Origin of the sequence: Streptomyces sp. NPDC058157, from assembly GCF_042884105.1 — a bacterium.
Lineage (GTDB): Bacteria > Actinomycetota > Actinomycetes > Streptomycetales > Streptomycetaceae > Streptomyces.
The window spans coordinates 1-10,870 of record NZ_JBHVUQ010000219.1; the positions used below are offsets into that span (position 1 = coordinate 1).

12 protein-coding genes are annotated in these 10,870 nt (G+C 70.1%); 9 read left to right on the plus strand and 3 right to left on the minus strand.

The features are described 5' to 3' along the window. Nucleotides 1–84: 84 nt before the first annotated feature. Nucleotides 85–444, minus strand: a complete 360-nt coding sequence (locus tag ACFVXK_RS33040; RefSeq protein ID WP_389619177.1) for a hypothetical protein — start codon at nucleotides 442–444, stop codon at nucleotides 85–87. A gap of 490 nt (nucleotides 445–934) precedes the next feature. Here ACFVXK_RS33040 and ACFVXK_RS33045 point away from each other — a divergent pair, with 490 nt between their 5' ends. After that, a complete protein-coding gene (locus ACFVXK_RS33045; protein WP_389619198.1) occupies nucleotides 935–3,289 on the plus strand; it encodes an immune inhibitor A domain-containing protein in 2,355 nt (784 codons plus the stop codon). Between the two features lie 112 nt (nucleotides 3,290–3,401). Then, on the plus strand, nucleotides 3,402–3,704 hold the full coding sequence (locus ACFVXK_RS33050) for a hypothetical protein (protein WP_389619201.1): 303 nt from the start codon (nucleotides 3,402–3,404) through the stop codon (nucleotides 3,702–3,704). Between the two features lie 15 nt (nucleotides 3,705–3,719). On the opposite strand, the gene ACFVXK_RS33055 is transcribed toward ACFVXK_RS33050, so the two are convergent. Both ACFVXK_RS33055 and ACFVXK_RS33060 read right to left on the minus strand, forming a co-directional pair. Next, on the minus strand, nucleotides 3,720–4,325 hold the full coding sequence (locus ACFVXK_RS33055; protein ID WP_389619180.1) for an isochorismatase family protein: 606 nt from the start codon (nucleotides 4,323–4,325) through the stop codon (nucleotides 3,720–3,722). A gap of 330 nt (nucleotides 4,326–4,655) precedes the next feature. Then, nucleotides 4,656–5,984 (minus strand): nicotinate phosphoribosyltransferase, encoded by a 1,329-nt coding sequence (locus ACFVXK_RS33060; RefSeq protein ID WP_389619183.1) that lies wholly within the window; start codon nucleotides 5,982–5,984, stop codon nucleotides 4,656–4,658. A gap of 102 nt (nucleotides 5,985–6,086) precedes the next feature. Here ACFVXK_RS33060 and clpS point away from each other — a divergent pair, with 102 nt between their 5' ends. The 7 genes from clpS (at nucleotide 6,087) to ACFVXK_RS33095 (ending at nucleotide 10,828) form a co-directional block, all read left to right on the plus strand. Further along, entirely contained in the window at nucleotides 6,087–6,401 is a 315-nt protein-coding gene (clpS, locus tag ACFVXK_RS33065) for an ATP-dependent Clp protease adapter ClpS (protein ID WP_045948367.1), read from the plus strand. After that, the gene (locus tag ACFVXK_RS33070) at nucleotides 6,401–7,000 is read left to right on the plus strand and encodes a DUF2017 domain-containing protein (RefSeq protein WP_389619187.1); all 600 of its coding nucleotides are present in this window, start codon (nucleotides 6,401–6,403) and stop codon (nucleotides 6,998–7,000) included. The genes clpS and ACFVXK_RS33070 overlap by 1 nt, the downstream gene beginning before the upstream one ends. A gap of 328 nt (nucleotides 7,001–7,328) precedes the next feature. Next, nucleotides 7,329–8,780 carry an amino acid permease gene (locus ACFVXK_RS33075; protein WP_389619190.1) on the plus strand — a complete coding sequence of 484 codons (1,452 nt, stop codon included), beginning with the start codon at nucleotides 7,329–7,331 and terminating at the stop codon, nucleotides 8,778–8,780. A 124-nt stretch (nucleotides 8,781–8,904) separates the two neighbouring features. Next, complete coding sequence (locus ACFVXK_RS33080) at nucleotides 8,905–9,327, plus strand: Mov34/MPN/PAD-1 family protein (protein WP_079427322.1); 423 nt, start codon at nucleotides 8,905–8,907, stop codon at nucleotides 9,325–9,327. 77 nt (nucleotides 9,328–9,404) lie between these two features. Beyond that, complete coding sequence (locus tag ACFVXK_RS33085) at nucleotides 9,405–9,512, plus strand: putative leader peptide (RefSeq protein WP_311736929.1); 108 nt, start codon at nucleotides 9,405–9,407, stop codon at nucleotides 9,510–9,512. An 87-nt stretch (nucleotides 9,513–9,599) separates the two neighbouring features. Further along, the gene (locus tag ACFVXK_RS33090) at nucleotides 9,600–9,878 is read left to right on the plus strand and encodes a MoaD/ThiS family protein (RefSeq protein ID WP_366452204.1); all 279 of its coding nucleotides are present in this window, start codon (nucleotides 9,600–9,602) and stop codon (nucleotides 9,876–9,878) included. Continuing rightward, complete coding sequence (locus ACFVXK_RS33095; protein ID WP_389619195.1) at nucleotides 9,878–10,828, plus strand: PLP-dependent cysteine synthase family protein; 951 nt, start codon at nucleotides 9,878–9,880, stop codon at nucleotides 10,826–10,828. The genes ACFVXK_RS33090 and ACFVXK_RS33095 overlap by 1 nt, the downstream gene beginning before the upstream one ends. Nucleotides 10,829–10,870: the final 42 nt, after the last annotated feature.

Genomic DNA, 10,870 nt, shown 5'->3' on the forward strand with positions numbered 1-10,870 from the left:
CGGACGGCCGGCCCCGCCCGGGGCCGGCCGTCCGCGCGCGTCCGCGTCCGCGCAGGCGTGGCCGCCCGCGTCCCGCGGGAGGGCTCAGTGGTGGACGGAGTGCTCCGCCGGGGCCGTTCGCGGCTCCGGCACCCGGGCCCCGGAACCGGAACCGGAACCGGCCCCGGAACCGTAACCGGCCCCGGAACCGGACGACCCGTCCACGCCCGGCGCCGAGGCCGCGGCGGCCACGTCCGGCCGGCCGCCCCGTACGGCGGCGTGCCGGCCCCGGCGGCGCGGGAGCGGCACCGTGAGGGCGACCAGCAGCCCGAGGGCCAGCGCGGCGGCGGAGATGACCGCGACCCCGATCCCGGTGCTCGTCTGCGAGAGCAGCAGCATGGCGATCGTCGACACGACGACGGTGGCGGAGCCGTAGGCGAGCTGTGCGGCAGTCGGACGCGGCATGACGTGTTCCGTCCTCGGAGGCGGGAGGTGCGTGGGTACGTCGGCTCGGAGTCCGCTCGACGGTCGCGCGCGTCGAGTGGCCCATACGACGGGATGCCCGAGGAAGGCCAGAAGTAAGCGTGACCTTACCCACGAGGCCGGAGCACGAGGGGCGCACGGGGTCACGGACCGGCGTCACAAACCGGGTCGCAAGCGGACGGGATTCCGGCATCCGGGACTCCCTTCGCCCCGGAAGGCCCCGATGACTCCAAACGTCCGAATAGCGGAACTCGCTGACCGCATAGTGCAGTTGTAAGGAAGAAGTCAAGGTCTGTCTTTTCTTTAGACTCTCCGGTCAAATGTCGTCACTTGAGACGCGCGCCGCGCGGAACCCCCCGCTCCTATGGAGACGTTCCGACCAACGCCCGCGGCCGCGGGAGGGGAACGACATCAAGTGACCGGCAACTCCGCAAGGCGTCGCGCGCTGCGCGCCGCCGCAGTCGGCGTGACCATGGTGGCCACCGCCGCCACGGGCGCCATGTTCACCACGGCCCAGGCCAACACCAGTTGGGGCGACGTACCCGCCTCCGGGAAGCAGGACCCGACCGCTCCTGCCCAGGAGAAGGTCAAGCACGACCTGGAGACCCCGTTCAGCAAGCAGCAGGCGCAGGAGCGCGAGGCTGCCCTCGACCAGGTGCTGGCGGGCAAGAAGCAGGTCGAGCAGCGCGGCGCCTCGAAGGTCGTCAAGCTCGACGACAAGAAGTACGTCGAGCTCGGCCGTGAGAAGACCGACAAGATCTTCACGATCCTCGTCGACTTCGGCGACCAGGTCGACAACACGACCATGTACGACCCGGACGGCCCGGACGGCCCGAAGCCGCCGCAGCCCAAGTACGGGGGCACGCCCGGCCCGCTGCACAACCAGATCGCGCAGCCCAACCGCGCGGACAACAACAGCACCGCCTGGCGCAAGGACTTCAGCCGCGACTACTTCCAGGACCTGTACTTCGGTACCGGCCAGGGCAAGAACTCGCTGAAGACCTACTACGAGAAGACCTCCTCGGGCCGCTACTCGGTCGACGGCCAGGTCACCGACTGGGTCAAGGTCCCGTGGAACGAGGCCCGTTACGGCTCGAACTACTGCGGCCAGACCAACTGCTCCAACGTGTGGGACCTCGTCAGGGACGGCGTCAACGCGTGGGCGGAGCTCCAGAAGAAGGCCGGCAAGACCGACGCCGAGATCAAGGCGACGCTGTCCCAGTACGACCAGTGGGACCGCAACGACTACAACGGCAACGGCAACTTCAACGAGCCCGACGGCTACATCGACCACTTCCAGATCGTCCACGCGGGCGAGGACGAGTCGGCCGGCGGTGGCGTGCAGGGCACCAACGCGCTGTGGGCGCACCGCTGGTACGCCTACGGCACGAATGTCGGCAAGACCGGCCCGGCCAACAACAAGGCCGGCGGCACCCAGATCGGCGACACCGGCATGTGGGTCGGCGACTACACGATGCAGCCGGAGAACGGCGGCCTCGGCGTCTTCGCGCACGAGTACGGCCACGACCTCGGTCTGCCGGACCTCTACGACACCTCCGGTGGCGGCGAGAACTCGGTCGGTTTCTGGTCCCTGATGTCGGCGGGCTCCTGGCTCGGCGAGGGCAAGGACTCCATAGGCGACCTCCCGGGCGACATGACCGCCTGGGACAAGCTCCAGCTGGGCTGGCTGAACTACGACACGGCCAAGGCCGCGACGAAGTCCACGCACAAGCTGGGCGTCTCGGAGTACAACACCAAGGACAAGCAGGCGCTGGTCGTCGAGCTGCCGAAGAAGCAGGTCAAGACCGACATCGTCGCTCCCGCCGAGGGTTCCTCGCAGTGGTGGAGCCAGATGGGTGACGACCTCAAGAACACCCTGACGCGCTCCGTCGACCTGACGGGCAAGAAGTCCGCGGCCCTCTCCCTCAAGGGCTGGTGGGACATCGAGAAGGACTACGACTTCCTCTACACCGAGGTGTCCACGGACGGCGGCGCCACCTGGACCGCCCTCGCCGGCACCGCCGACGGTGCGGCCATCCCGGCCGACGCCTCCGGCGCCCCCTCGCTGACCGGCGTCTCCGGCGCCTGGAAGTCCCTGAACTTCCCGCTCGACGCCTACGCGGGCAAGAAGGTCGACCTCCGCTTCCGCTACCAGACGGACGGCGGCGCGGGCGGCAAGGGCTTCACGGCCGACGCCATCACCCTGACCGCGGACGGCGCGACGCTGCTGGCCGACGGTGCGGAGAACGGTGACAACGGCTGGACCGCCAAGGGCTTCCAGCGGGTCGGCGCGGGCTTCACCAAGGAGTACCCGCAGTACTACATCGCCGAGAACCGCCGCTACGTCTCGTACGACCACACCCTCAAGGTGGGCCCGTACAACTTCGGCTGGGCCAACTCGAAGCCGAACTGGGTCGAGCACTACCCGTACCAGGACGGTCTGCTGATCTGGCTGTGGGACAAGTCGCAGAAGGACAACAACACGAGCCAGCACCCCGGCTCGGGTCTGATCCTGCCGATCGACGCCAACGCCAAGCCGATGAAGTGGGCGGACGGCACGCTGCTCCGCAACAAGATCCAGCCGTACGACGCCCCGTTCAGCGCCTACTCGACGGACGCGTTCACCCTGCACAAGAACGGCGAGTCGCTCTTCGTCAAGCCGAAGCCGGCCAACCTGGTCTTCGACGACCACAAGGGCAAGTACTACTACGACGAGAACCCGACCGGTTCGGTGAAGGTCGCTGACACCAACACCAAGATCAAGATCGCGAAGGAGACCTACGACGGCCTCCAGATGACGATCGAGGTCGGCCCCTCGGGCAAGTAATGGGATAAACCCCCAGGTCAAAGCATGATCGGCCGTCGCCCTCTAGCGGGCGGCGGCCGATCGCGTTTAGATGCACGGACGACTGTTCTTATTGACGGGGGAGCTGGAGATCATGCCAGGTGGAGGTTTCGTCAGACTGCCGGGCGGCAGCGTGGTGGTCGCGCTGACGCTGCCGAGGCCGTGCGGGGAAGCCGGGAACGTCCGCGTCCTCGTCCACGCCGCGAACCGGGCCCGCGCCCTGACCAGGCTGCGGAACCTCGGCATGCGGGCGGTGTACCTCCGGGGCAACGCCCACCCCCCGACCCCGGACGAGATCACGGCGGTCCTCCACCACCCGGACGGCCTCCTGTGGCGCGGCGCCCCGGACGGCACGACGGAACTCTGGCACCCGATCCGGGCCCTGCTGGGGCACTAGCGGGGGCGGGCCGGGTCAGTCGCGGGCGGGGCCGCCCACGGTGCCGACGAGGGTCACCCCGGCCGCCCGGAGGTCCTCCAGGGCCTTCTCGGTGGTGTGGGGGGCCACGGCGGCCGTCAGGTCGAGCAGGACGCGGGTCGTGAAGCCCTCGCGGGCGGCGTCGAGGGCGGTGGCGCGGACGCAGTGGTCGGTGGCGATGCCGACGACGTCCACCTCGGCGACGTGCCGCTCGCGCAGCCACCGGGCGAGGCCGGAGCCGTTCTCGTCCGTGCCCTCGAAACCGCTGTACGCGGCCTCGTACGCCCCCTTGTCGAAGACGGCGGCGACCGCCCCGGAGGCGACGGCGGGCGCGAAGTTCGGGTGGAACCCGACGCCCTCGGTCCCGGCGACGCAGTGCGCGGGCCAGGAGCTCTCGTAGTCCGGCTCCGCCGGGGGGAGGGCGAAGTGCGGGCCGGGGTCGATGTGGTGGTCGCGCGTGGCCACGACGTGCCGGTAGCCGGCCGTGGCGTTCCCGATCAGCTCGGTGATCGCGGCGGCGACGTCGGCGCCGCCGGTGACCGCGAGGCTGCCGCCTTCGCAGAAGTCGTTCTGTACGTCGACGACGATCAGTGCGCGGTGCATGTCGCGTGCCCTTCGGCTCGGTGTGGATGGTCTGGCGGTACGGCGCGTCGGGCCCTGCGGGTGCTCATCCCCCACCCCGCCCCTTCCCGAAACTGGGCCCCCGCCCCAGCCCCCGTTCCGCGCCCGGTGCGCTTGACCTCCCCCGGCGGTAGCCGGGGGAGATTGAGGCGCTGGGTCTGGGGCGGAGGCCCAGAGAACGGGTGAAGGGCGGCTAGGGGATCCCGTTCCGCGCCGCGGCCACGGCCCGCAGGCGGCGTCCGACGGCGACCCGCCCCGCCCCGGCCCCGGGGCACGGCGGGTCGGGGTGGAGTCGTCGGGGGAAGGCGACGGCTACGCGTACTCCGTCGGGATCACCGGTTCGCCCCGGGACAGCTGCGTCGCGGACAGCGGCAGGCCCGCGCGGGCGCGCTCGTGGCGGGTGCGGGCCGCGTCCAGGGGCTCGCGGGCCACCACCTCGCCCGCCTTGACCAGCTGGACCAGCAGCTGCCGGTCCGCCAGGGCCGTCGGGACCGGCCCGGTCCCGACCACCTCGGCCTCGGCGACGCCCTCCGCGTCCAGCCGCCGCGCCGCCCACTTGCGGCCGCCGATCGAGGTCTTCCCCCCGGAGGACTTCTTCGCCACCGGGACCAGCGGAGCCTTCGGGTCCGCCGACTCCGCCCGCGCGACCAGCTTGTAGACCATCGAGCACGTCGGGTGCCCGCTGCCCGTCACCAGCTGCGTGCCCACCCCGTACGCGTCCACCGGCGCCGCCGCCAGCGAGGCGATGGCGTACTCGTCCAGGTCGGAGGTGACCACGATCCGCGTGTCCGTCGCCCCCAGCTCGTCCAGCTGCTGCCGCACCCGGTGGGCGACCAGCAGCAGGTCGCCGGAGTCGATCCGGACCGCGCCCAGCCCCGTCCCGGCGACCTCCACCGCCGTGCGGACGGCCTCCGCGACGTCGTAGGTGTCCACCAGCAGGGTGGTCCCGGAGCCCAGCGAGGCCACCTGCGCGGTGAAGGCGTCCCGCTCGGTGTCGTGCAGCAGCGTGAAGGCGTGCGCGCTGGTGCCGACCGTCGGGATCCCGTACCGGAAGCCGGCCGCCAGGTCGGAGGTGGAGGTGAAGCCGCCCACGTACGCGGCCCGCGAGGCGGCGACCGCCGCCAGCTCGTGGGTGCGGCGCGCGCCCATCTCGATCAGCGGCCGCCCGCCCGCCGCCGAGGCCATCCGGGACGCGGCCGCCGCGATGGCCGAGTCGTGGTTGAGGATCGACAGTATGACCGTCTCCAGCAGCACGCACTCGGCGAAGCTGCCCTCGACCCGCAGCACCGGCGACCCGGGGAAGTAGACCTCCCCCTCCGGGTAGCCCCAGATGTCACCCGAGAAGCGGTACGAGGCCAGCCAGTCCAGCGTCCGCATGTCGACGACGGCCCGCTCCCGCAGGAACTCCAGCACCGCTCCGTCGAAACGGAAGTTCTCCACGGCGTCCAGGACGCGCCCGGTCCCCGCCAGCACCCCGTAGCGCCGCCCCTCGGGCAGCCGCCGGGTGAAGACCTCGAAGACGGAGCGCCGGTCCGCCGTGCCGTTGGCCAGCGCGGCCTGCAGCATCGTGAGCTCGTAATGGTCCGTGAAGAGCGCTGTCGACGGCACGTCCACCGGCAGGCCCAGGTCCGCAGGGTTCATGGCACGGATGCTAGCGCACATTTCGTCAAAGTGACGAGATGTAGGGGAGGGGCCGTCCCGGGAGGGGGCCCGTTTGTGCGACGGGCCTGCCGCAGTGGCAGCATGGGACGAGTGAGTGTTGCTCCGATTGAGATCGAACGGACCGAATCGGCAGAGGAGACCTTCGCGGTCCCGGAACCCGACGTCCCCTGGGTGACCCTGGTCCACAACGACCCGGTCAACCTCATGAGCTACGTGACGTACGTGTTCCAGGCGTACTTCGGCTACCCCAAGGACAAGGCGACCAGGCTGATGCTCGACGTCCACAACAAGGGTCGGGCGGTCGTCTCCAGCGGCACCCGCGAGGAGATGGAGCGCGACGTGCAGGCCATGCACGGCTACGGGCTCTGGGCGACCCTCTCGCAGGACCGCAACTGATGGGCGGCGTGTTCGAGCCCCTGAAGGGCGGCGGGGCCGCCGTCGCGCTGGACGAGATCGAGATCTCCATCCTGCGCTCCCTCGCGGTGCAGCTGCTGGAGCTGATCGGCCCCGGCGAGCCGGAGCCCGCCGAGGACGCCGACCCCCTCGCGGTGCTGTTCGCCGCCGAGGGGCCCACCGAGCCCCCGTCCGACCCGGCGCTGGCCCGGCTGTTCCCCGACGCGTACGGGGGCCCCGGCGCGGCGCCCGGCGAGGACCCGGAGGAGCTGCGGGCCCGCTCGGCGGAGTTCCGCCGCTTCACCGAGACCGACCTGCGCACCCGCAAGCGGGAGGACGCGCTGGCCGTCGTGCGCAGCCTCGACGCGCTCACCCCGGCCGGCGACGGCGCGGCGGTGCTGGAGCTGGCCGGGGAGCTGCCGCTGCGCTGGCTCGGCGCCCTCAACGACCTGCGGCTGACCATCGCGGCCCGGCTGGAGATCACCGAGGACGAGCAGAGCGGGGAGTTCTACCGGCTGCCGGACGACGACCCGCGCAAGCCGATGGTGATGGCCTACCTCTGGCTCGGCGGCCTGCAGGAAACCCTCATCGAAACCCTCTGAGAACGCTCTGAGGACCCTCAAGCGCGCACATCGTTCGCTCAGCGGACGCTCAAATCCGGATAACGATCAGATCACCGCCATGCGGTGATCTGATCTGTTTCCGGCCATATGTCCCGATATAAACCCTCCCTGCGTCGTATTTCGCCCCTTCCTCCGCCCCTAAGCGCGTGATAAATCTTCACGACCGCCGCCGGGACGCCACCCATGTCCCCCGGCCCGCTCGAACCGGCTGACCGCCGGGTGCAACTCCATCCGTATCCGGGGGGATCGAGGACCCGATCCGCAGCCGTCCAAGGCGCGGGTCGGCGTGGAGAAAGGCGCACCAAACATGACCTCTGTGCAGGTCGAACAGCACGACAGGACGCCCGGCGAGGGCGCGCAGGGCGAGGGCGACGGCGAGGGTTACCACCGCGCGCTCGGCGCCCGCCAGATCCAGATGATCGCGATCGGCGGGGCCATCGGCACCGGCCTGTTCCTGGGCGCGGGCAAGGCGATCTCGAAGGCCGGGCCCAGCCTGATCCTGGCCTACGCCATCGTCGGCCTGGTCATCTTCTTCATCATGCGGGCCCTGGGCGAGCTGCTCATGTACCGCCCCGTCTCGGGCTCCTTCTCCGACTACGCCCGCGAGTTCCTCGGCCCGTTCTGGGGTTACGCCACCGGCTGGACCTACTGGCTGTTCTGGGTGGTCACCGGCATCACCGAGGTCACCGCCGCCGCGAAGTACATGTCGTACTGGACGCACGACAGCTTCCCGCAGTGGGCCTACGCGCTGATCTTCACGGTCATCCTCTACGCCGCCAACCTGATCTCCGTGAAGCTCTTCGGCGAGCTGGAGTTCTGGTTCTCCATGGTCAAGGTCACCGCCATCGTCGGCATGATCCTGATCTGCGCCGGCATCCTCACCGTCGGCTTCTCCGACGCCGCCGCCGGAGCCTCCGTCTCCAACCTCTGGAACGACCGCGGCTTCTTCCCCAACGGCATCGGCGAGACGCTGATGACCCTGCAGATCGTCGTCTTCGCCTTCCTCGCGGTCGAGCTGGTCGGCGTCACCGCCGGCGAGTCCAAGGACCCCGCGAAGACCCTGCCCAAGGCCATCAACACCGTGCCGTGGCGCATCGCCGTCTTCTACGTCGGCGCGCTCATCATGATCATGTCGGTCATCCCGTGGTCGAACTTCAAGGCCGGCGAGAGCCCCTTCGTCCTCGCCTTCGAGAAGATGGGCCTGGGCGTCGGCGCCGCGATCGTCAACTTCGTCGTGCTGACCGCCGCCCTGTCCTCCTGCAACTCGGGCATGTACTCCACCGGCCGCATGCTGCGCGACCTGGCGCTCAACGGCCAGGGCCCGAAGTTCTTCACCAAGCTGACCAAGACCGGCACCCCGCTGGTCGGCACCACCTTCTCCGCCGCCCTCATGCTCGTCGGCGTCTGGATCAACTACGTCGCCCCCGGCAAGGCCTTCGACTACGTCGTCTCCTTCGCCACCATCTCCGGCATGTGGGCCTGGATCGTCATCCTGGTCTGCCAGATCCGCTACCGCGCCAAGGCCGACCGCGGCGAACTGCCCCAGTCGACCTTCCGGACCCCGGGCGCGCCGTACACCAGCTACTTCTCGCTGGCGTTCATCGGCATGGTCATCGTGATGATGGGCCTCGACAAGGACTCCCGCGTCTCGCTGTACTGCGCCCCGCTGTGGGGCCTGATCCTCGGCGTGTCCTACCTCGTCCTCAAGGCCCGCAACCCCAGCGGCGCCGCGTTCGAGAAGACCTCGGCCTCCTCGTAACGGACCGGCTCCCGGCCGCCTGTCACCGCCGGGAACCGCGCTCCTGCGGACCTCGTGTCCACCATGCGGGCCCTTCCGTACCACACCTCGGTACGGGAGGGCCCGTCTGCTTATCCTGAGCCCCATGCTGACCCTCACCCAGGCCCTGTACGACCAGATCGTCGAACACGCCCGCAAGGACCACCCCGACGAGGCGTGCGGCGTCGTGGCCGGCCCGGCGGGCACCGGCCGGCCCGAGCGGTTCATCCCGATGCTCAACGCGGCCCGCTCGCCCACGTTCTACGAGTTCGACTCGAAGGACCTCCTGAAGCTCTACCGCGAGCTCGACGACCGGGACGAGGAGCCCGTGATCGTCTACCACTCGCACACCGCGACCGAGGCCTACCCCTCCCGCACGGACGTCACGTACGCGAACGAGCCCGGCGCCCACTACGTCCTGGTCTCCACGGCCGACACCGACGGCCTCGGCGAGTTCCAGTTCCGCTCGTACCGGATCGTCGAAGGCGTGATCACGGAGGAAGAAGTGCAGGTCGTAGCCGCCTACTGACCACTATGTGAGCGGCAGACGTCCACGATGCGGGATCACACTCCAAACGGGGGACCGGGAATCGTTAACATGACCGCATGGTTTCCCACGACGTGAGCATCGAGACGCCCGGCAGGCTGCTGCTCGTGGCGCGGCTGCACGTCGACCTGTGCCGCCTCGCCAGCGCCATCTGTCCTGCCGCCTGAGCACCACGGCCCCGCGCGCGGGCCGCACGAGAGCGCGCCCGCATTCTTCTCTCCACCTCCTCCTTCACGACACTGGAGCCTGCTGCCATGGCCATCGAGGTCCGCATCCCCACCATCCTCCGCACCTACACCGACGGCGAGAAGGCCGTGAACGGTGAGGGCGCCACCCTCTCCGAGCTGTTCGCGGACCTGGAGACCCGTCACAAGGGCATCGAGGCGCGCCTCCTCGAAGACGGCAAGCTGCGCCGCTTCGTGAACGTCTACCTCAACGACGAGGACGTCCGCTTCATCGACGGCATCGCCACCGCCCTGAAGGACGGCGACAGCGTCACCATCCTCCCGGCCGTGGCCGGCGGCTCGAAGTAATGCGGTACGACTCCCCGCTCGCGGCGGTCGGCAACACCCCGCTGGTCCGCCTCCCGCGGCTGTCCCCCTCGGCGGACGTCCGGATCTGGGCCAAGCTGGAGGACCGCAACCCGACCGGCTCGATCAAGGACCGCCCCGCGCTCCACATGATCGAGCAGGCGGAGAAGGACGGCCGCCTCTTCCCCGGCTGCACCATCCTGGAACCCACCTCCGGCAACACGGGCATCTCGCTCGCCATGGCCGCGAAGCTCAAGGGCTACCGGATCGTGTGCGTGATGCCGGAGAACACCTCGCAGGAGCGCCGCGACCTTCTCGCGATGTGGGGAGCCGAGATCATCTCGTCGCCGGCCGCGGGCGGTTCCAACACCGCGGTGCGGGTGGCGAAGGAGCTGGCGGCGGAGCACCCCGACTGGGTCATGCTCTACCAGTACGGCAACCCGGACAACGCGGGCGCCCACTACGCCACCACCGGCCCCGAGATCCTGGCGGACCTCCCCTCGATCACCCACTTCGTGGCGGGCCTGGGCACGACCGGCACCCTGATGGGCGTCGGCCGCTACCTGCGCGAGCAGGTGCCCGGGGTCAAGATCGTGGCGGCGGAACCGCGGTACGACGACCTCGTCTACGGCCTGCGCAACCTCGACGAGGGCTTCGTCCCCGAGCTGTACGACGCCTCGGTCCTGACGACCCGCTACTCGGTCGGCTCGGCCGACGCGGTGACCCGCACCCGTGAACTCCTCCAGCAGGAGGGCATCTTCGCGGGCGTCTCCACGGGCGCCGCCCTGCACGCCGCGATCGGCGTCGGCCGCAAGGCGGCGGCCGCCGGCGAGTCCGCCGACATCGTGTTCGTCGTCGCCGACGGCGGCTGGAAGTACCTGTCGACGGGCGTCTACACGGCGGCGACGACGGAGGAAGCGATCGAGGTCCTCCAGGGCCAGCTCTGGGCGTAGCCGCCCTGGGGGCTACGCCCCCAGACCCCCGCGCCTCAAACT